19 protein-coding genes are annotated in these 20,178 nt (G+C 65.2%); 4 read left to right on the forward strand and 15 right to left on the reverse strand.

Annotation, left to right across the window (positions count from 1 at the left end; all coding sequences use genetic code 11):
* Positions 1 to 4: 4 nt before the first annotated feature.
* The 11 genes from P1K30_RS16410 to P1K30_RS16460 form a co-directional block, all read right to left on the reverse strand.
* Positions 5 to 1,330 (reverse strand): TRAP transporter large permease, encoded by a 1,326-nt coding sequence (locus tag P1K30_RS16410; RefSeq protein ID WP_338052375.1) that lies wholly within the window; start codon positions 1,328 to 1,330, stop codon positions 5 to 7.
* Positions 1,330 to 1,863: a TRAP transporter small permease subunit gene (locus P1K30_RS16415; protein WP_275633845.1), complete on the reverse strand. Its 534-nt coding sequence runs from the start codon at positions 1,861 to 1,863 to the stop codon at positions 1,330 to 1,332. The genes P1K30_RS16410 and P1K30_RS16415 overlap by 1 nt, the downstream gene beginning before the upstream one ends.
* An 84-nt stretch (positions 1,864 to 1,947) precedes the next feature.
* Positions 1,948 to 3,042 (reverse strand): C4-dicarboxylate TRAP transporter substrate-binding protein, encoded by a 1,095-nt coding sequence (locus P1K30_RS16420; RefSeq protein ID WP_275633846.1) that lies wholly within the window; start codon positions 3,040 to 3,042, stop codon positions 1,948 to 1,950.
* Positions 3,043 to 3,140: 98 nt separating this feature from the next.
* Complete coding sequence (locus tag P1K30_RS16425; RefSeq protein ID WP_275633847.1) at positions 3,141 to 3,701, reverse strand: NADPH-dependent FMN reductase; 561 nt, start codon at positions 3,699 to 3,701, stop codon at positions 3,141 to 3,143.
* Positions 3,698 to 5,104, reverse strand: coding sequence for a 3-isopropylmalate dehydratase large subunit (leuC, locus tag P1K30_RS16430; protein WP_275633848.1), 1,407 nt, complete (start codon positions 5,102 to 5,104; stop codon positions 3,698 to 3,700). Before leuC ends, P1K30_RS16425 begins: the two co-directional genes overlap by 4 nt.
* On the reverse strand, positions 5,101 to 6,231 hold the full coding sequence (gene leuB, locus P1K30_RS16435) for a 3-isopropylmalate dehydrogenase (RefSeq protein ID WP_275633849.1): 1,131 nt from the start codon (positions 6,229 to 6,231) through the stop codon (positions 5,101 to 5,103). Before leuB ends, leuC begins: the two co-directional genes overlap by 4 nt.
* Positions 6,228 to 6,854 carry a 3-isopropylmalate dehydratase small subunit gene (gene leuD / locus P1K30_RS16440; protein ID WP_275633907.1) on the reverse strand — a complete coding sequence of 209 codons (627 nt, stop codon included), beginning with the start codon at positions 6,852 to 6,854 and terminating at the stop codon, positions 6,228 to 6,230. Before leuD ends, leuB begins: the two co-directional genes overlap by 4 nt.
* A 10-nt stretch (positions 6,855 to 6,864) precedes the next feature.
* The gene (locus tag P1K30_RS16445) at positions 6,865 to 7,992 is read right to left on the reverse strand and encodes an iron-containing alcohol dehydrogenase (protein ID WP_275633850.1); all 1,128 of its coding nucleotides are present in this window, start codon (positions 7,990 to 7,992) and stop codon (positions 6,865 to 6,867) included.
* 9 nt (positions 7,993 to 8,001) lie between these two features.
* The gene (locus tag P1K30_RS16450; RefSeq protein WP_275633851.1) at positions 8,002 to 8,904 is read right to left on the reverse strand and encodes a dioxygenase family protein; all 903 of its coding nucleotides are present in this window, start codon (positions 8,902 to 8,904) and stop codon (positions 8,002 to 8,004) included.
* A 32-nt stretch (positions 8,905 to 8,936) separates the two neighbouring features.
* The gene (locus P1K30_RS16455; RefSeq protein WP_275633908.1) at positions 8,937 to 10,070 is read right to left on the reverse strand and encodes a CaiB/BaiF CoA transferase family protein; all 1,134 of its coding nucleotides are present in this window, start codon (positions 10,068 to 10,070) and stop codon (positions 8,937 to 8,939) included.
* Positions 10,071 to 10,075: 5 nt separating this feature from the next.
* Complete coding sequence (locus tag P1K30_RS16460; protein ID WP_275633852.1) at positions 10,076 to 10,894, reverse strand: citryl-CoA lyase; 819 nt, start codon at positions 10,892 to 10,894, stop codon at positions 10,076 to 10,078.
* Between the two features lie 706 nt (positions 10,895 to 11,600).
* On the opposite strand from P1K30_RS16460, the gene P1K30_RS16465 reads away from it, so the two are divergent.
* The 3 genes from P1K30_RS16465 to P1K30_RS16475 all read left to right on the forward strand — a co-directional run bounded on the left by P1K30_RS16465 (position 11,601) and on the right by P1K30_RS16475 (position 14,243).
* Complete coding sequence (locus P1K30_RS16465; protein ID WP_275633853.1) at positions 11,601 to 12,599, forward strand: ABC transporter substrate-binding protein; 999 nt, start codon at positions 11,601 to 11,603, stop codon at positions 12,597 to 12,599.
* A gap of 86 nt (positions 12,600 to 12,685) precedes the next feature.
* A complete protein-coding gene (locus tag P1K30_RS16470; RefSeq protein ID WP_275633854.1) occupies positions 12,686 to 13,450 on the forward strand; it encodes an ABC transporter ATP-binding protein in 765 nt (254 codons plus the stop codon).
* The gene (locus P1K30_RS16475) at positions 13,437 to 14,243 is read left to right on the forward strand and encodes an ABC transporter permease (protein ID WP_275633909.1); all 807 of its coding nucleotides are present in this window, start codon (positions 13,437 to 13,439) and stop codon (positions 14,241 to 14,243) included. The genes P1K30_RS16470 and P1K30_RS16475 overlap by 14 nt, the downstream gene beginning before the upstream one ends.
* 76 nt (positions 14,244 to 14,319) lie before the next feature.
* Here the strand turns inward: P1K30_RS16475 and P1K30_RS16480 are convergent, their stop codons facing one another.
* The 4 genes from P1K30_RS16480 to P1K30_RS16495 are packed head-to-tail and all read right to left on the reverse strand — an operon-like array spanning position 14,320 to position 18,905.
* Positions 14,320 to 15,519 carry a mandelate racemase/muconate lactonizing enzyme family protein gene (locus P1K30_RS16480; protein WP_275633855.1) on the reverse strand — a complete coding sequence of 400 codons (1,200 nt, stop codon included), beginning with the start codon at positions 15,517 to 15,519 and terminating at the stop codon, positions 14,320 to 14,322.
* On the reverse strand, positions 15,520 to 16,425 hold the full coding sequence (locus P1K30_RS16485) for an NAD(P)-dependent oxidoreductase (protein ID WP_275633856.1): 906 nt from the start codon (positions 16,423 to 16,425) through the stop codon (positions 15,520 to 15,522).
* Between the two features lie 2 nt (positions 16,426 to 16,427).
* Complete coding sequence (locus tag P1K30_RS16490) at positions 16,428 to 17,921, reverse strand: aldehyde dehydrogenase (protein WP_338052376.1); 1,494 nt, start codon at positions 17,919 to 17,921, stop codon at positions 16,428 to 16,430.
* Between the two features lie 24 nt (positions 17,922 to 17,945).
* Positions 17,946 to 18,905 carry a dihydrodipicolinate synthase family protein gene (locus P1K30_RS16495; RefSeq protein ID WP_275633857.1) on the reverse strand — a complete coding sequence of 320 codons (960 nt, stop codon included), beginning with the start codon at positions 18,903 to 18,905 and terminating at the stop codon, positions 17,946 to 17,948.
* A 199-nt stretch (positions 18,906 to 19,104) separates the two neighbouring features.
* On the opposite strand from P1K30_RS16495, the gene P1K30_RS16500 reads away from it, so the two are divergent.
* Positions 19,105 to 20,157, forward strand: a complete 1,053-nt coding sequence (locus P1K30_RS16500) for a GlxA family transcriptional regulator (protein WP_275633858.1) — start codon at positions 19,105 to 19,107, stop codon at positions 20,155 to 20,157.
* Positions 20,158 to 20,178: the final 21 nt, after the last annotated feature.

The following is a 20,178-nucleotide window of genomic DNA, read 5'->3' on the forward strand; positions in this document are numbered from 1 at the left end:
TGGGTTATCTGGCAAGGACCAAAGCGATCTGCGGGAAGACGGCGAGGATGGCGACCAGCAGCAGCATACCCAGCAGGAACGGGAACGCGCCGCGGAAGATGGTGCCCAGCGTCAGGTCGGGGTCGTTCAGGCTGGATTTCACCACGAAGGCCGACAGACCGAAGGGCGGCGTCAACAGGCCCACCTCGATCGAGACGATCGACACGATGCCGAACCAGATCGGGTCCAGCCCCATGCCTTCGATCACCGGCAGCATGATCGGGATGACGATCAGCAGGATCGAGACAGAGTCGATGAAGCAGCCCAGCACCAGAAGGATCGCCACGTAGCAGATCAGGAACCCCACGTATCCAAGGTTCAGCGCCGTGATGCCGTCCGCCACCGAGGCGGGCAGCCCGCTAAGCGACAGTGCGCGGCTGTACAGCGTGGCGGCGATGATCAGGAACAGGATCGAGACGTTGATGCTTCCCGTCTCCATCGACAGGCGCCACAAGCTGCGCGGGCCAAGGCTGCGTCGCAGCAGGGCGATCACCAGCGCCCCCGCAACGCCGACTGCGCCGGCCTCGGTCGGGCTGAACTTGCCCGAGTAGATGCCGCCAAGGACCAGCAGGATCAGGATCAGCATCGGCGCGATCTTCGCCAGCAGGGTCGGGCCGCTCATCCGGGGCGGCAGGGCGGCGTTCTCGGGCAGGGGGGCGCCGTCCGCGCGCTGCCCGACCGACCCGGGGCGAAGCCGGGCGGTGATCAGGATGATGGCAGCGAAGATCAGCGCCAGCAGCGCGCCCGGCAGAAGCCCGGCCAGAAACAGGCGGCCGATGGATTCCTCGGCGATGATGCCATAGACGATCAGCAGCAGGCTGGGCGGTATAAGCATCCCCAGCACCGAGCTTCCCGCGACCGTGCCCACCGCCAGTTCCGCCGAATAGCCGTGGCGGCGCATTTCCGGCACCGCGATTTTAGAGAACACGGCCGCCGACGCGATGCTGACCCCGGTGATCGCGGCAAACACCGTGTTCGCGGCGACGGTCGCCACGCCCAGCCCGCCGCTTAGCCTTCGGAGCAGGGACTCGAACACGTCGAACGTGTCCCGTCCCATCCCCGAGGCAGAGACGATCATGCCCATCAGCACGAACAGCGGAATGACCCCGAAGAGATAATCGTTGACGGAATCGTTCGCCGCCGCCGCCAGAAAGCGACCGGCAAGCTCGGGCGACCGCATCGCGGCGATGCCGATCAAAGACGAGGTGATCAGCGCCAAAGCCACCGGCAGGCCGATCATGATGCCGAACAGAAGAATGGCGATAAGCCAGAACCCGACCGAGATATCCATCAGGAAGAATGCTCCGAAGAAGCCGCGCGGCGGGGCAGGGCCTCGCGCACCGCGTGGGCAAGGAATTGGATCGCGGCCAGACCGGCGCCATAGACGGCGATTGCCAGCACCGGCCAGCGCGGGAAGGTCATCACGCCGACGATTCCGACGAACTCCGACCGGGTCCACGCGTTGCCAAGTTTCGGCAGGGTCCAGTTGACGATGCCGATGCAGATGGCCGCACCGATCAGGTGAAACAGGATGCCCAGGATCTTCGCCAGCCCCGGCGCGCCGGTCTGGATGCGGGCCAGCAGGAAATCGGCGCGGGTCAGGCGGTCGTTCCGCACGGCAGAGCCAAGCTGAAGGAACACGATGGCCACGACGGAAGAGGCGACGATGTCTGCCACCCCGGCGATGGGCTGGTTCAGCAGGTTGCGGGACACGACGTCGAGACACATCAGGACGACGACCGCCCAGATCAGTAAGACGCCAATGACGTTGGAAATATCGACGACCACTCCAAGCGGCGTCAGTCGTGCGGATCGTGCCGCCATGTCATGCCCTCCCTGCCGGCGGCTTCGGCCGCGCGTACGTTCCGTGTAGACCGGGCGCCCGAACGGACGCCCGGCCCGGGTGCGTTACTGCACTTCTTCGTCCCAGTTGCGCACCGGGGTCGCACCGGCTGCACGGGCGGCTTCCATGTAGGCTTTCAGCACCTCGCGCGCGGGCAGGCCCTGCGCCTCGTTGGCGTCGACCCACTGCTGGGCAAGGTTGGGCAGGCCGTCGAACCACGCCTGACGGTCCTCTGCCGACATCTCGGTGACGGTGATCGGCGGGTTCTGCGACGGGCCTTCCTCGGACAGGTAGGTTTTGATCTTCTCGACCCGTCCGTTCACGTCCTCGCCCACGGCGACCGAGTAGGTGCGCGCGGCCTCGCGGAAGGCTTGCTGAACCTCTTCGGGCAGACCTTCCCACACGTCCTTGTTCACGATCAGCCCACCGAAGAAAGTGGACCCAAGGTTGACCATCGTGACGTGCGGCGCGACCTCGAAGTATTTGATCGAGTTGGCGACCGACAACGAGGTGTTGGCGCCCTCGGTCAGCCCGGTGGCGGCGTCGGTGTAGAAGGTGGTCGCGGCGCCATCCACGGGGATCGCGTCGGTGCCGCCCATCCACGTCCCGACGCTGCCGGGGGCAGAGATCTTCATGCCCGCGATGTCGGCCAGCGAAGTGACCGGGGACTTGGTGAACAACTGGTGCCCGTCGCCCGAGGTGGCCGACAGAAAGACCACGTTCTGCCGATCCCATTCCTCTTGGAAGGCGGGAACGGTTTCGTTCAGGTCGTTGAAGACGTTCATCAACAGGACCGGATCGCTGGTCACGCCGGGCAGGTAGCCGGTGATCTGGGTCAGCGGCAGGCGGCTGCCCTCGACAAGGCTGAACACCCAGCCGACATCGGCGATGCCGTCGCTGATCGCGGTCAGGGTTTCGTTTACCTTGTACAGCGTGCCGCTGTACATCTCGTTGAACTCGACGGTGTAGTTGCCGTCCTCGGCAAGGATGCGGTTCACCTCGGGGATGAAGGTCTCGGTGATCTGGGCGACCCAAGCCACGGCCGGCGGGTGGCTGGCGCCGATGGTGATGTCGATCACCTCTTGCGCGGCGGCAAAGCCGGGCAGGCTGGCAAGGGCCAAGGCGGCCGTCGCCGTCCGAAAACGAGTCTGAAGCGTCATGTCGGGTCTCCTCCGATTGATGTGTCTTGCTCTGGTGGTAGGGGCGATTGGTCCCCCGTTGGCCGCGGCCCGGTCCTCCTCCGGAACGCGGCGTGGTTTCATGGGGCGATCTTGGCCTGCCATTGCAGCAGGGCAGAGATCATGTCGTCCACCAGCCCCGCCGCGACCGTGTCGGTCAGGGCGCCGGTGTCGTCGAATTTCTGTGGTGCGAAGTTGATGAAGATCTCGGGCTTGTTGACCGGGTGCGCGTCCAGGAACACCAGCATCTGTCGTAGGTGATACTGCCCCCGCGCACCGCCCAGCATCGAGGTCGAGGCGCTCATGATCGCCACCGGCTTGCCCGCCAGCGGGGCGGGTTTGCCCCGCGACACCCAGTCGATGGCGTTCTTCAGAACGCCGGGGACCGAGAAGTTGTATTCCGGCGTCGCGAACACCACGGCATCGGCGGCTTGCGCCTGCGCGATCAGACGCTCCGCGGGCTTCGGAAACCCGTCCGCCATCAGGTCGGCGTCGAAATGCGGCAGGTCGGCGATCTGGGCCTGTTCGAAGCTGACATGATCGGGAAGACGGCTCGCGAAATGGCTTAGCAGCATAGAGTTGTACGACCCGGCGCGCAGGCTGCCGGAAAAGCCGAGAAGGCGGATGGGGGTGCCGGTCATGACCAACCTCTGACGTCAACGAAATGCCCTGCAATCGCGGCGGCGGCGGCCATTGCCGGGGAAACAAGATGGGTGCGGCCGCGAAAGCCCTGCCGCCCCTCGAAATTGCGGTTCGAAGTCGACGCGCAGCGTTCGCCCGGCTCCAGCCGGTCGGGGTTCATCGCAAGACACATCGAACAGCCCGGTTCGCGCCATTCGAAACCGGCGTCGAGAAAGATGCGGTCCAGCCCCTCGGCCTCGGCCTGTTCGCGGACAAGGCCCGAGCCGGGGACGATCATGGCCGACACCCGGTCGTGCACGCGGCGGCCTTCGACCATGCGGGCGACAAGGCGCAGGTCCTCGATCCGGCCGTTGGTGCACGAGCCGATGAAAACCCGGTCCAGTTCGATGTCCGTCACGCGCTGGCCGGGCAGCAGGCCCATGTAGTCCAGCGCCTGCCGCTTGGAGCGGCGCTGTGTCTCGTCGGTCAGGTCGGCGGGGTCCGGCACGCTGCCCGCGACCGACACGACGTCCTCGGGGCTGGTGCCCCAAGTTACGACCGGCGGCAGGGCGGCGGCGTCCAGATGAACTTCGCGGTCGAAGACGGCATCGGGATCGGACGGCAGCTGACGCCACGCGGCGACGGCGGTGTCCCATGCGTCGCCCTTCGGCGCGCGGGGGCGGTCCTTGAGGTAGGCGAAGGTTTTCTCGTCCGGTGCGATCAGGCCCGCGCGCGCGCCTGCTTCGATGGACATGTTGCAGACGGTCATCCGGCCTTCCATCGACAGCGCGCGGATCGCTTCGCCGGCGTATTCGATGACGTGGCCGGTCGCGCCGCCGGTGCCGATCTCGCCGATGATCGCAAGGATGATGTCCTTGGCGCCGACGCCTTCGGGCAGTTCTCCGTCGACGGTCACGCGCATGTTCTTCGGCTTGCGCTGAACCAGCGTCTGCGTGGCCAGCACATGCTCGATCTCAGAGGTGCCGATGCCCATCGCGAAGGCCCCGAACGCGCCGTGGGTCGAGGTATGGCTGTCTCCGCAGACGATGGTCGCGCCGGGCAGGGTGAAGCCCTGTTCCGGCCCGATGACGTGGACGATCCCCTGCCGCCGATCGGACCCGGCAAAGAAGTCGATACCGTTCTCGGCGGCGTTGCGTTCCAGCGTCTCGACCTGCAGGCGGCTGTCGGGGTCCGCGATCCCGGCTGCGCGGTTCAGCGTTGGGATGTTGTGGTCTGCGACGGCCAGCGTGTTCTCCGGCACCCGCACGGTGCGTCCCGCAAGGCGCAGCGCCTCGAACGCCTGCGGCGACGATACCTCGTGCACCAGATGCCGGTCGACATAGATCAGCGACGTGCCGTCCGGCTGGGTGTCGATCAGGTGATCGTCCCAGATCCGGTCGAACATGGTCCGCGCCGCGCTCATGCGACGGCTTCCGATGTCGCGCCCGCGCGCAGGGCCTCCGCGACGGCGGTGCCCATCTCGGCGGTGCTGACGGCGTTCTGCCCCGGTGCGGCGATGTCGGGGGTGCGCAGGCCCTGTTCCAGCACGCTTTCGATGGCGGCCTCGACCCGGTCGGCCAGATCGGGCTCGTCCAGCGAATAGCGCAGCGACATCGCCAGCGAGCCGATCATCGCCAGCGGGTTGGCAAAGCCTTGCCCCGCGATGTCGGGCGCGGACCCGTGGATCGGTTCATACAGCGACGGGCGGCTGCCGGTGACGGGGTCCGCATCGCCCAGCGACGCGGACGGCAGCATCCCAAGCGAGCCGGTCAGCATCGCGGCCACGTCCGACAGCAGGTCGCCGAACAGGTTGTCCATCACCAGCACGTCGAACTGACCCGGCTTGCGCACCAGCTGCATTCCAAGGTTGTCGGCAAGGATGTGTTCCAGCGTCACGTCCGCGAACTCGGCGGCGTGCAGGTCGGTGATCGTCTCGCGCCACAGGGTGCCGGTGCGCATCACGTTGTTCTTGTCGGCGGAATGGACAAGGTTCTTGCGCTTGCGGGCCAGATCAAAGGCGACGCGGCCGATGCGCTCGACCTCGGACGTCGTGTAGACCTGCGTGTCGACCGCGCGGCGCTGACCGTCCTGAAGCGTGACGATTTCCTTCGGCTGTCCGAAATAGACGCCCCCGGTCAGTTCCCGCACGACAAGGATGTCCAGCCCGGAAACCAGTTCCGCGTGCAACGACGAGGCGGTGGCAAGCGGGCCATAGCATTTCGCGGGCCGCAGGTTGGCATAAAGCCCCAACGCCTTGCGCAGCCCAAGGATGCCGATTTCCGGACGCAAGTGGAACGGCCCCTTGCCGTCCCATTTCGGGCCGCCGACCGCGCCGAAAAGCGTGGCGTCGGCGGCTTTGGCCAAGGCGATGGTTTCGTCCGACAGCGGGTTTCCCCGCGCGTCGATGGCCGCGCCGCCGACGAGGTCTTCCTCGGTCTCGAAGTGCGCCAGCCCCAGATCGGACAGCGCGGCCAGCACCTTGGCGGCCTCGGCCATGATCTCGGGTCCGATCCCGTCGCCGGGAAGAAGGAGAAGGTTATAGCTTGTCACGGCTGGGTCCTGTCTTGCAGCAGCCACGGCCGGTTCGCGGCGTGGCGGGTCTCGAAGGCGGCGATCTCGGGATCGCGTTTCAGTGTCATGGCAACCTCGTCCAGCCCGTCCAGCAGCAGGCGGCGCTGATAGGGGCTGGTGGCGAAGGATATGCTGCCGCCGCCGGGAAGCCGGATCTCCTCGGCCTCCAGATCGACGGTCAGGCTTGGGTCGTTCGCGGTTTCGGCGTGAACGAACAGCTGTTCCAGTTCATCGGGCTGCACGCGAACCGGCAGAAGGCCGTTCTTGAAGCAGTTGTTGAAGAAGATGTCGCCGAAGCTGGTTGAGATCACGCAGCGAAAGCCGCAGTCCATCAGCGCCCAGGGCGCCTGTTCTCGCGACGAACCACAGCCGAAATTATCGCCCGCGATCAGGATGCTGGCACCCTCATAGCGCGGCTGGTTGAGGGCAAACTCTGGGTCGGGCATGCCGTCGTCCAGCAGGCGGCGTTCGATCAGCAGCCCTTCGCCCAGCCCGGTCCGGGTGATCAGCTTGAGGTACTGCTTGGGGATGATCATGTCGGTGTCGACATTGACCAGCCGTAACGGCGCGGTGCGCCCGGTGTGGGTGACGAAAGGCTCCATCGCGGGCATGTCAGACCCACACCGTTTCAAGAAGCTGGCGGTAATCGGCGGCCGTGGCTTCGCGCGGGTTGGTCGCGTGGCTGTGGTCGGCAAGGGCGCGTTCGACGACATAGTCGAACTGATCCTCGGTCACACCCAGCGTGCGCAGCCCCTTGGGGATGCCCAGCCGTCCGTTCAGCGCGTCCAGCTCGTCGGCCAGGTCGGCATCCGCAGGCAGGCCCATCGCGGCCTTCAGGCGCGGCAACTTGTCGGCCAACACGTCGGCGTTGAAGCGCAGGACCGGCGGCATCAGGATCGCGTTCAGCGTACCGTGGTGCAGGCTGGGTTCCTTCAGCCCGCCAAGCGCGTGCGACAGCGCGTGCACCGCGCCAAGGCCCTTCTGGAACGTCAGCCCGCCTTCCAGCGAGCCCATCATCAACTCGTTCCGGCCTGCCAGGTCGTCGCCCTTGTTGAACACGGCTTCCAGGTTGCCCCAGATCCGGCCCGCGCCGTCCAGCGCGATGGCGTCAGCGGGCGGGTTGATCTTGGGCGAACAGAACGTCTCGATGCAGTGCGACAGCGCGTCGAGGCCGGTGGCGGCGGTCAGCCATTTCGGCAGCGCCAGCGTTAGTTCCGGGTCGCACAGGGCAAGGCGGGGGAACAGGTAGGGGCTGATGAACCCCAGCTTGCGCCCGTCGTTCAGCGTCAGCAGCGCGGCGCGCCCGACCTCTGCGCCGGTCCCGGCGGTGGTGGGGATGGCGATCATCGGCGCCACGGCAGAGGTGATGCGGGCCAGCCCGCCAAGGATCACCGCGTAGCGTTCCAGCGGCCCCTCGTGGGTGGCCAGGAGCACCACGCCCTTGCCAAGGTCGATCGGGGATCCGCCGCCCAAGGCCACCAGCCCGTCGCAGTCATGTGCGCGGTAGGCGTCCAGCGCGCCCAGCGTCGCGGCCTCGGTCGGGTTGGTCGGCACGTCGAGATAGGCGGGCGTCCCTTCGGGGCACAGCGCCAGCACCTTGTCGACCAGCCCCGCGGCCTTCAGCCCGTGGTCGCTGACCAGCAGTGGCCGTTTTATGCCCAGCTTCGCCAGCTGTTCGGGAAGCGTGGCGACGCTGCCCGCCTCGAATTCGATCGACGTCAGATAAGAGATCTGAACCATATGAACGTCCTAGTCTTCGCGGATGAGTTCGATGTCGAACTCACAGGTTTCCGGAGTGCCCGGCTGGGCGGGCGCTTTGATGCGGGCCATGTTCTCGACCCGGAACGAAAAGATGCTGTCATGTTCGTTGGACGGTTCGCCCTCGAAGTAGATCAGCGTCGTCAGGTGGGTGAAGCCGGGGGCATCGACCATCAGGTGGATGTGCGGCGGGCGGAAACTGCCCAGACCCACGGCCTTCGTCAGTTCCACCACCGGCGTGTCGCGGTTGGCGATGTAGTACCCGCCCGGAACGATGGTGCGGAAGGAATAGCGGCCCTGATCATCCGCCTTGATCCGGCGGCGGAATTCATAGTCGGGCATGTCGGGGCGCTGATCTTCGTAGAAGCCTTCGTGGTTCGACTGCCAGAAATCGAGGATCGTACCCGGCAGGGGCTTGCCGGTGTCGCAGTCGCGGACCTGACCGCTGAGGATGATGTGCCGCCCCGGTTCGTCGTCTGCGACCATCTGGCCGGGGTTGTCCATGAAGGGCGCGTCCTCGCGGTACAGCGGGCCGATGACGTTCGGCACCGTACCCCGGCTTTGCAGGTACGAGATGTCGTTGGCCCGGACCGACAGGCCAAAGTGGTCGCCCAGCAGCATCATGTCGCCGTTTGCCCCGACGCGGTCGAGGAATTCGTAGACCTTGAGGATCTCGGGCTCGCCCACCTCAAGCTCGTCCAGCATCGCGTGCAGGTGCTTGGCCACGATCAGGATCTTGCGTTGCAGATCGGGATCCACACCTTCGCCGGGCTTCGACAGCATCTCGACCACGCGGTCGATCTGCATGTTCGGCGGGACCGGCTCTTTGCGCGTCTTGGGCGCGGGCCGCGCCATGATCTCTGGAACGGCAGAGCCGTGTTTGACGTCGTTCATCCTGTCTTCCTCCCCTTGGACAGTGATCCGGTTTAGGCCTTTTTCCGGGCTGTCCGGTCCCGAAGCTCTGCTCCGTGCTCGTCGAGTGTCGGTGGCGGCCCGGCGCTGAACCGCCGGTCGCCGTCATAGGTAATCGGATTTCGTATCATGCGGATCTCGCCCATCTCGGGGTGGGTGACGGTCTGCAGGACCTCAAGGTGCTTTGCCTGCTCGCCCTCCAGCGCCTCGGCGAGGGTGTAGATCGGCGCGAAAGGCACGTCGTGTTTGTCCAGCAGCGCGCTCCATTCGTCGCGCGTTTTGCGGACGAACACCGGGCGTAATTCCGCAATAAGTTCATCGTGATGGTCGACACGCTTCATGCGGCTGTCGAACCGGGGATCGTCGTTCAGGTCGGGCCGTTCGATGGCCGCCAGAAGTTCGGTCCAGAACTTCTCGGGCGATGACAGGTGCAGCGCGATCAGCGACCCGTCGGCGCATTCCAGCGAATAGGACTGCGAGATGCTGGCGCGGTCGTAGGGCCCCCACGGCTTGCCGTTGCCGAAGAAGTTCGCGAAGGGCTCGCTGGCGAAGTGCATCACCGTTTCCAGCATCGACAGATCCACCTTCGACGCCTTGCCGGTCCGCTCGCGCCCGGCGATTGCGCCAAGGATACCGTAAGCCGCGTACAGCCCGGTCAGCGAGTCCGCGATGGCGGGGCCGACGATGCGCGGTTCGTCGCCGCCGACGTACATGCTGAGAAAGCCTGACATGCCCTGCGCCACCGTGTCATAGGTCGGTCGCGCGGCAAGCGGGCCATCGGGGCCGAAACCCGAGATCGAGCAGTAGATCAGCTTCGGATTGCGGCCTTGCAGCGTCTCGGCGGACAGGCCCAGCTTTTCGGCCACACCGGGGCGGAAGTTTTGAACGTAGACGTCCGCCTCGTCGATCAGCGACAGCAGAACCTCGCGGTCGGCGTCGTCGTTCAGGTCGATGCCGATGCTTTGCTTCGACCGGTTGTTGGCTTGGAAATGCGGGGCATACAGCCCGCCCCGAAAGCTGCGGTAGGGGTCGCCGACGTCTTTCTTTTCGACCTTGATGACCGTCGCGCCAAGATCGGCCAGCAGCATCGTCGCGAAAGAACCGGTAATGAAGGTGCCGTGGTCGATGACCGTCAGGCCGGACAACATGCCGCTCACGATGAGGCTCCTTCCGCTGCAAGATCCTTCGCGCTGGGCGCAACGTCATAGTCGATCCCGGCCTCGGCGGTGTTGGACAGGGCAAAGCCGATGGGATGTTCCTGTTCCTCTAGCAGATGCGCGATCAGTCCCGCGGTGCGAGCAATCAGCGGGATGCCCTTCATCGCACCTTGCGGGAAACCGGCATCCAGCAGCACCGCCGGAATGGCGCCCGACACGTTTAGTGGCAGCGCGCGGCCATACACATGCGGCACGACCCCGTGCACCGCTTTCAGCGCGGCGCAGTTGGCGCCGGCAGAGCCAAGGTCTTCGGCAAGCTCCAGAAGCCGCCATGCACGGGGATCTTCGGGCTTGTGGATCGGGTGGCCGAAACCGGGCAGCGCCCGGCGCGCGGCGCGGATTTCGGACACGGCGTCCAGCGCGACCTCGTCCAGTGGACGTCCGCTTGCGTGGGCCTTGCGGTTCAGGTCGCCCAAGAACGCCCCGGCGGTTTCCGATGCGCCAAGGATCACCGACCCGCATCCCAGCAGACCGGCGGCGACGGACCCGTGCAGCGACTCTGGCGACGCGGCGTAGGTCATGCGCGCCGCCTGCACCGAGGGCACCAGCCCGTGTTCGGCGATTGCGATGAGCGTGGCGTCGACCAGCGCCACCAGCGCCGGGGTCCGCTCGACATTCAGAAGCCTCAGGAAATAGGCGGCGAAGGTTTCATGCCCGATACATTCGGTACACAGGTCCGCCCCGCGCACTGTCACGCGGTCGGCGTGCGCCTGTGCGATTCTCGTCTTCGGACCGGACGCGTCGGCTTGTTTCACGGGCTCTCCTCCAAGATCGTGAAGCGAAAAAAATTCGCTATGCAAAGTTTTTTTCGCTATGCGCAATTATTACACATGCCAATTACGCCGTGTCAACCGATCTTAACGCTGGCGGCCTTGAGAGAAGATCGCCGTTCGCGTGGAAGGGGGGGCGACACTCCAGCCCAACCGGGCACGGCGCGCGCTTGCTCAGGCAGGGCGAGGATGAGTTGTGGGGCGTTGCACCGCGCAGCTGTCTGCTTCGGCGGGAAAGATCTGGCCTGATGCGTGTGGTTTTGTCCCGGACGGGAGCAACCGTCCTGAAACCGAACCTGATTTAATTGGCGGCACTCGGCCCGAACCGTGTCGTCAACTGCCCGAGCAGCAGGCGCGCGCGATACGGCATGGGCCAGAGCGTCCGACGTTCCTTCACCCTTGCGCGAACCTTCGCGAGGATGACCCGCGCGCCGCTGATCTGGGCGAGGGGGCGGTCCGTCGTCGAGCCGAAGCGTGCCTTAACGGAACTTCAATTGTCACGGCGGGTGGCTGGATTCGCAAACTAATTGTCCTTTTCGATCAACATCGACCCGGGGGTCTCGCTGATAGTTGCTGCACGACATGCCATTTTCAGCGTTGCGGCGAAGGCCGCGCAACAGAGTCCGACGGGCTCTGAACGGGTGAGATTTGGCCAAGGAAATCTAACACGTTCCGCAGGAGAACAGGGAAAATGAAGACGACTTCACGGCTTATTGCAGCGTGCCTTCCGGCGCTGATGATCGCGGGAACCGCCTCGGCCGAGGACGATGTGCGGCTGCGGCTGAACTGGATGTACTACGGTTCGCACGCACCGTTCTCGCTTGGGCTCGACGCTGGCTATTACGACGAACAAGACATCGATCTGGACATCCGTTCGGGCAACGGGTCCTCTGCCGCCGCGCGGCTGGTGGCTAATGGCGACAGCGACTTCGCCTATGGGTCCTGCGCCGCGATGGTGACGCTGGCCGCTCAGGGCGCGCCGCTGATTTCGGTCGGCGTGATCGACGCGATGGGCACCGAGGCCGTCATCGTCCGCCCCGACACCGGCATCGAAACCATCGCCGATCTGGAAGGCCAGAAGATCCTGACCACCGCCAACGCGGGCGTGAACACCTTCTTCCCGCTGGTGCTGGCCAACGCCGGCCTGTCCGAGGATGACGTCACCATCGTGAACGTCCCCGAGGGCGCGCTGATCTCTGGCTATATCCAAGGGCCCGATGACAGCGTCGGCATCCTTGGCGGGCTGGACGACAAGCCGTCGCAGATCAAGACCGCGGGCGGCCCCGAGCCGGTCACGTTCCCCTATTCGGACTATGGCGTGAACCAGGTCGGTTACTGCGTCGTGGCCCACAAGGACATGGTCGAGGAAAACCCCGAGCTTGTGAAACGCTTCATGGCCGCGACGGTCAAGGCGTTCTCCGACGCCGAAGCCGACCCGATGAAGGCGATCGACGCGATGGCCGACATCGTCGGCGGCAGCGCCAACACCGACGAAAGCAAAGCCGCTGAACTTGACGTGCTGAACGTCACGCTGGGCGTCCTTTATTCGGCGGGCAACACCGACAAGAAGATCGGCTACCATGTTGCAAGCGACTGGGAAGACATGCTCACGTTGATGAAGGATTACAACGACCTAGAGACCGACATGGTCGCCAGCGACTTCTACACCAACGACTTCCTCCCGGAGTGAGTGATTTGACGAAGACAGCTCCCGCGGCCACGGCGCCGCGGGATCCCAAGACAAGAAACGGGGCGGCCCATCCTCGGGCGAGCCAGTTGCCGCAGATCGAAATAAGCGGCGTTTCCAAGACATTCGGTACGGGCGCGGAAGCCGTCCATGCCTTCGGGCCGGTCGACATGAACATCATGCCGGGCGAGTTCGTCTCGCTGCTGGGACCGTCCGGCTGCGGGAAATCGACGTTGATGCTGATGATCGCGGGACTTGTGGACCCGACCGAGGGCCGCATCGCCCTTGCCGGGCGCGAGGTGCACGGGCCGCAGACCGACATCGGCATCATGTTTCAGGACAACACGCTGGTGCCGTGGCGCACGGTGCGCGGGAATATCGAGCTGCAGCTGGAACTGCGAAGCCTGCCGCCGCGCGACTTCCGCGAGCGCATCGACGAACTGCTGACCTCTGTCGACCTGATGGCCTTCGCCGACCGGCACCCCTACGAGCTGTCGGGCGGGATGCAGCAACGCGCCGCCTTCTGTCAGGCGATGGTGCACGACCCGCACCTGATGCTGCTGGACGAACCGCTGGGCAAGCTGGACGCGATGACGCGCGAGCGGATCCGCGACGACCTTCAGGCGCTGTGGCAGCGGCAGAAACCCACCGTGGTTTTCGTGACCCATTCGATCGAGGAAGCGGTGCAATTGTCCACGAAGGTCGCGGTGGTCACGCCGCGCCCCGGCCGGATCGAACGGCTGATCCCGATCGACCTGCCGTATCCCCGCGACCTGTCGGTCAAGAACACGCCCGAGTTCACCGGGTACGTCCGTGAAATTCAGGAGATCTTCCGTGGCTATGGCGTCCTCTGACAAACCGCAGGCGCGCTCGCGCCTGATCAAGTGGCTGTCCTACTGGTGGATGGGGATCGCGTTTTTCGTGGCCTTTTTTGCCTTCTGGGAAGCGTCGATCAGCCTGTTCGACATTCCGCGCTACATCCTGACGGCGCCCTCGACCGTGGTGCAGAACGGCTGGGCGGATATCAGCACGCTTCTTTATTACACGTGGATCACGGGGTTCGAGGCGTTCCTGGGCTTTGCCATCGCCATCGTGATTGGTCTGCCGCTGGGCTTGGCCATCTCGTTCTCATCAGTGTTGAAGCGGACGATCTATCCGTTCTTCGTCAGCCTCGAGATGGTGCCGAAAATCGCTTTCGCGCCGCTGTTCATCTCGTGGCTGGGATTCGGGCTTATGCCGAAGATCATCATCGTGGTGCTGGTCTGCTTCTTCCCGGTGGTGCTGAACGCGATCCTCGCGTTCTCGTCGCTGCCGGACGAGTTGTCGAACTTTGCCCGGGCCACCGGGGCGGGGCGGGCGAAGGCGTTCTTCCGGCTGCGTCTGCCAGCGGCGTTGCCGCAGTGCTTCGTCGGGTTCAAATACGCCGCGATCAACGCGACGGTGGGCGCCACCATTGCCGAGTTCATCGGGTCGGATCGGGGGCTTGGCTTCTACATCCAGATCGTCACGGGGAACATGCGGCCGGATCTGGCGTTTGCGGGTATCCTGCTGCTGACGCTGCTGGGGCTGTTCCTGTTCGGACTTGTGACCGCAGCCGAACGCCTGCTGATCCCGTGGCACATCTCGGTCCGGCGCAAGGCGGCGTGACGGGGAGCCAAAACACACGGCAAAGAAAAACGGCCGCCAAGAGATTGGCGGCCGTTTCCTTTTGGGGGTCGCTTCTTCAGCGGGTCCAGTAGCTTTCCGGCGGCGGTCCGTATTCGGCCAGCATGCAGGAATAGACGGCGGACGGATCGAAGGGATAGCGCGCCTCGATCTCGGGCGTCAGTTCGACGCCGATGCCGGGGCTGTCGGGCCGGGTCAGACGGCCCGCGACGATGGGCGCGCGGTCGCCGATCATGTCGTCGGTCAGCGGGTGGTACAGCATCGGCCATTCCACCAGATCGCCATGCCCGGCGAACGCGGCGTGATAAGACGCCATGATCGCCGCCGGACCGCCCCACGCGTGGACGATGACGCGGACATTCTCTGGTTTCGCCGCCGCGAAAATGTCCATCACCGCCGAGATGCCTCCGATCACCGAGGCGTCGGGCTGTACGCCGTCATAGCAGCCGGCCTGAAGGCGCTCGATCATCTCTTTCGGGGTCGTGATGATCTCTCCGCCATAGACGGGCACATCGATCCGGTCCCGCAGGGCGCGGAAGTTCTCCGGCGCATCGGGGCCAAGCGCCTCTTCCACGAAGATCATCGGCACGTCGGTCAGCGCCGCGACACCTTCGATGAAGCCCGCCGCGTCATCGACCGATTGCGGCGGATCGGCAAGGTTCTGGCACATGTCGACACCCACCTTGATGCCCCGCGCGGCGGCCTCTTCCAGCACCCATGCGGTGCGCTTGAGGTCCTGCTTGACCGAACGGATCTTGTACAGTTCGATACCCTTGCCGTTCAGCAGCTCCATCTCGCGCACGAAGGCGTCTTTGTTGTCGCAGCAGCCGCCCGATCCGTAGATCTGAAGGCTGTCGTCCTTCGCGGTGCCCAGCAATGCGTGCACCGGCTGGCCCTTTACTTTGCCCATCGCGTCCCACAGGGCGATCTCGACCGCCGAGATGACGTGCCGCGCGGCCCCCTGAAGCGACCAGTAATCGCAGACGGACCGCATGTCGGCGATGCGGCGCGGGATGTCGAAGGCGTCCTTGCCGACAAGATAAGGGTCGAGCAGGTCGACGATGCTTTTGAACACCATCGGCGCGAAGACGGCGAGGTAGCCCTCGCCGATGCCGGTGGTGCCGTCGTCCAGCGTCAGTTCCACCATGCCGATGGTGCGCTTGGGACCGTTGGGAAAGCTTTCCTTGATCTCGGGATCGTCCGCGTCGGCATAGGGCGTCGACAAAAGAACGGTGCGGACCTTGGTGATTGCGGGCATTCAGTAACCTTTCTCGAAGCTGACCACGCCGGTCAGCGGCTCGCCCGCGCGGAACCGCGCGAGGTTGGCGAGGAACAGATCTATCTTGCGGTCGATTTCGTCGCCGGTGCCGCCGCCGGAATGCTGCGTCAGGATCAGGTTCGGGCAGGTCCAGAACGGGTGATCAGCGGGCAGCGGTTCGTCGCGGGTGACGTCGATGACGGCGCCGGACAACGCGCCGTCCGACAGCGCGGCGGCCAGGGCGGCCTCGTCCAGAACCGAGCCGCGCCCGAAACTGGCAACGATCGCGTTGGCGGGCAGAAGCGACAGGCGGCGCGCGTCGAACACGTCGCGGGTCGCGGGGGTGTCGGGCGCGGTGGCGACAAGGATGTCAGTGTCGGCCAGCGCGGCGTCCAGATCCTTGGGCTGCCAGCCGCTGCGCAGGGCGGTGATGGTGCACCCGAACGGGGCCAGCATGTCCGCCAGCCGGGCGTTGATCGCGCCCATGCCGAACAGGGTCACGCGGGCACCTTGCAGGCAGCGCAGCGTCGGGCGGATGTCGTCGCCGGTCCAGACACCGTCCCGGCGCAGCAGCGCAAGGCGGTCGATGCCGCGATACAGCGCAAGAAGACCGGCGAGGATCGACTCGGCGGCAGGCTCGGCGAAGAACCCGGCAAGGTTCGTCAGCGTCGCCCCGCGAAGGTCTTCACCGGCATATTCACCGAACCCCACGGATTCCAGCTGAACCCAGTCAAGGTCCGGCGCCTGCGCCAGCCAGTCGGCGGGCGGGTTGCCGAAGGCCGCGCGCGCGGTCTGGAAGGCGGGCGGACATGCGCCCTCGTCCGGAAGAAAGACAAGGTCGAGGTCGGCCGCCTCCAGCCGCGCGCGTTGCTCGGGCGAGAGGGGAAGCAATATGGCTGTGCGCATGGTTACCGCAACGCGATCCAGATGGTCTTGGTCTGAAGGTACTGGTCCATCGCCTCGGCCCCGTTGTCGCGCGCCAGAGACCCCGATCGCTTGTAGCCGCCGAAGGGCGTGGTCACGTTACCCTCCGAGAAGGCATTCACGCTGACCGTGCCGCAGGGCAGGGCACGCGACAGACGCAGGGCCTTGTCGATGTCCTGCGTGAAGACCGTGGCGTGAAGGCCGTATTCGGTGTCCCGCGCGATCTTCAGCGCCTCGTCGATGCCGTCGACCGGGACGACACCCAGCACGGGACCGAAGATTTCCTCGCGCGCGATGGTCATGCCGGGGGTCACGTCGGTGAACACGGTCGGCTGGATGAACGTGCCCGGTTCCATCGTGACGGACCCGCCATGCGCCAGTGTCGCCCCTTCGGCCTTGCCCGTTTCGATGTAGGACATGACGCGGTCGCGGTGTTCCTTCGTCACCATCGCCGGCATCTCGGTTTCCGGGTCCAGCGGGTTGCCCAGCTTGAACTGACCGGCCCGCGCGGTGACACGCTCGGCGAATTCGCCGGCGATCTTGCGGTCGATCAGCTGGCGCATGTTGGCGGAACAGTTCTGCCCGCCGTTCCAGAACGCGCTCATCGCGGCGTTCTCGATCATGTCATCGTCCATCAACGCGTCGTCAAGCACGATGAAGGGCGACTTGCCGCCCATCTCCAGCCCGACGACCTTCATGTTGGATTCCCCCGCATAACGCAGGAAATAGCCGCCGACCTCGGTCGAGCCGGTGAAGGACACGACGTCGATGTCGGGATGCCGCCCGATCGCCTCGCCCGAGGTTTCGCCAAGCCCCGGCAGGACGCTCAGCACACCGGCGGGAACGCCCGCCTGCGCGGCAAGCTCGGCCAGCTTGATCGCGGTCAGCGGCGTCTGCTCGGCGGGCTTCACGATACAGGAACACCCGGCGGCCAGCGCGGGGGCCAGTTTCCACGCCGCCATCAGCAGCGGGAAGTTCCACGGCAGGACAAGCCCCACGACGCCGATCGGTTCCTTGACGATCATCGCCAGCGAATCCTGACCGGTGGGGGCGACCTTGCCGAAGGTCTTGTCGATCAGTTCGGCATACCATTGGAAATAGTCCGCCACCTCGTTGCCGATCTCGTGCAGGCAGTCGGTGATGGTCTTGCCGGCGTCGATGCTTTCCAGCACCGCCAGTTCTTGCGCGTTCTCGCGCACCAGCGCGGCCAGCTTCAGCAGCACCTCTTTGCGCATCTCGGGGTCGGACCGGCTCCAGTCGCCTGCGTCGAACACGGTGCGGGCGGCTTTCACCGCGGTGTCCACGTCGGCTGCCTTGCAGTGGCTGACTTCGGCCACGACAGAGCCGGTGGCGGGGTTGATCGTCTGGAACGTGCTGCCATCTGCGGCGGCGACGTATTCGCCGCCGATGAAGGCGCGGGTTTCCGGTTTCAGGGCGGCGGCGATGCGGGTGGCATCGTCGAGGGTCATGTCGGACATGCGGAGGTTCCTATCTTGGCAATGTCAGGCGGGCAGGCGCGGCGCGCCGATCTCACGCAGCATGGCCAGCGTGGCGTCGCGGTACGTCTCGCGAATGTCGCGGGTGGGCGGACGGCAGCGGCTGGAGGGCAGGCCGACCAGTTCCATGCAAAGCTTGTCCAGATAGCCGTCGCCGCTGGTATAATTCTGCTCGATGTCGACCCACAGCTTGTAGAAAGGCATCGCCTCTTTCACCAGCATCCGCGAGATTTCGGCGTAATTTCCGGCCTTCACCTCGTCGATCAACTTGATGCCCCATTCCGGCCAGAAGTTGCAGTTGTGAACCTCGAACGCGCGGGCGCCCATTGCGGGGGTGGCCGAGTAGGCGAAGAACAGGTTGTTGTCGATCACCGTGAACCGGTCCGAGAAATGCGAGGTCACGTCCTCGAATTCCATCGCGTCGGTGCGGGGGGTGGCCCATTTCAGGCCGACGACCGACGGAATTTTCGCCAGCCGCTCGACCATGTCGAAGGACACGCCCTGCGAGGTCCAGAAGGTGTTGTAGACGATGATCCCGATGTCCGGCGCCGCTTCGGCGGCGGCCAGGATGAATTCCTCGAAATCGGCCTCGGTGTGGGTGAAGTAGTAGGGGCACGACACCTGAATGAAGCTTGCGCCCAGCTCGGACGCGCGTTTGGCCAGCCGCTTCAGTTCCAGCGTCGACGTGGTCTGCGCGCCCACCGCCACCGGGACCTGCCCGTTGACCTCGTCCAGCACGATTTCCGCGACGCGCATCCGCTCGTCGAAGGTCATGGTCGAGAAATCGCCAGCCGCGCCGCCGGCAAGGAACGTCGCGTAGTCGCGCGTCAGGCCAGAGCCGGTCAGGAAACGGACGTAGCTGCGAAGCGCCTCTTCGTTGACGGGAAAATCTTCGGTGTCGGCGAAGGGCGTCGGGATGGTGACATAGCACCCTTCCAGATCCGCTTTTAGCTGCTCGGGAGTCACACTGTACCTTTCTTGGTGCCGCGGGCCGCAGCTTCGCACGCCGCACCCAAGGGTGCGGGCGACGAACGGTCTGCGATCCGGTGTCGGGTCATTCGGCCACGAAGCGGGCCATGCTTGCAGGCTCAGTTTCATCGGCGGTCGGCCAAACTTGTTGACGCTGAAAGCCAATTCGTAGACAAATCTGGCCAAAAGGACAGACATGGCTGCCGACCTCAAGCGTTCCACGCAAAGCCCGCCGACCTTTCTTCTTTTCCTGCAACCCGAGTTTCCGCTGAACGCGCTGGTGCTTGCGGTCGATGCCTTGCGGATCGCCAACCAGAACTCGGGGCGCGAGCTGTTCCGCTGGATGCTGGTGTCGGAAACGGGCGGGTCGGTGCGGGCCTCGAACGGGATGTGGCTGGATGCCGACTGCTCGTTCGAGACGATGCCGATCGGGACGCATTACCTTGTGTTCGAGGGCAACCTGCCGACGCAGCACAACTCTCCCAAGCTGCTGAACCACCTGCGCGCGGCGGCGCGGTTCGGGGCGACTGTGGGCAGTGCCGACACCGGCGGGTTCGCACTGGCGCAGGCGGGGCTTGTGGGCACGGCGGATGCGCCGGCGGCGGTCGTGCACTGGGAAGCGACGCGGACGTTCCAAGAGGTCTTCCAGCGCGCCGACATCGTGGATCAGCTGTACCTTATCGGAAATGGCCGGGCGCAATCGGCGGGCGGGGTGGCGACGCTGGATATGATGTTGGACTTGATCGCCGGCATCAGTGGAGAGGCGCTGGCCGACGAGGTCGCCAACGCGATGGTGCACACCCGCCGTCCCATGACTCAGCCCCAGCGCAACGATTCCACGCCACGGCCAGAGACCGAGACGCTTGCCGCCCGGCTGGTGGCCAAGATGGAACAGAACCTTGATTTTCCGCTGCCGCTGGAAGAACTGGCCGAGGATCTTGCGCTGTCGCCCCGGACGCTGTCGCGGCTGTGTCAGCGGACCTTTGGTGAAAGCCCGATGCGGCTGTACCTGCGCATCCGTATTCAGGCGGCGCGTAACTTTCTGTTCTACGAAGAGTTTTCCATCGGCGACGTCGCCATCGCCTGCGGGTTTTCCTATCCGGCGGTCTTCTCGCGGGCGTTCAAGAAGCAGTACGGGCAGACCCCCCGCGATTTCCGCGAGCACCTTCGGCGCAACCAGTTCTCGTCGCTGCGTCCCGAAATCCGCAGGCTGGCGCGCGACAGCAAAGAGCCGCCGCTGGGTGCGTAGGGCGCGCGTGCCTTTGCAGGC

This window comes from Psychromarinibacter halotolerans (assembly GCF_029168315.1).
Taxonomy (GTDB): Bacteria; Pseudomonadota; Alphaproteobacteria; order Rhodobacterales; family Rhodobacteraceae; genus Psychromarinibacter; species Psychromarinibacter halotolerans.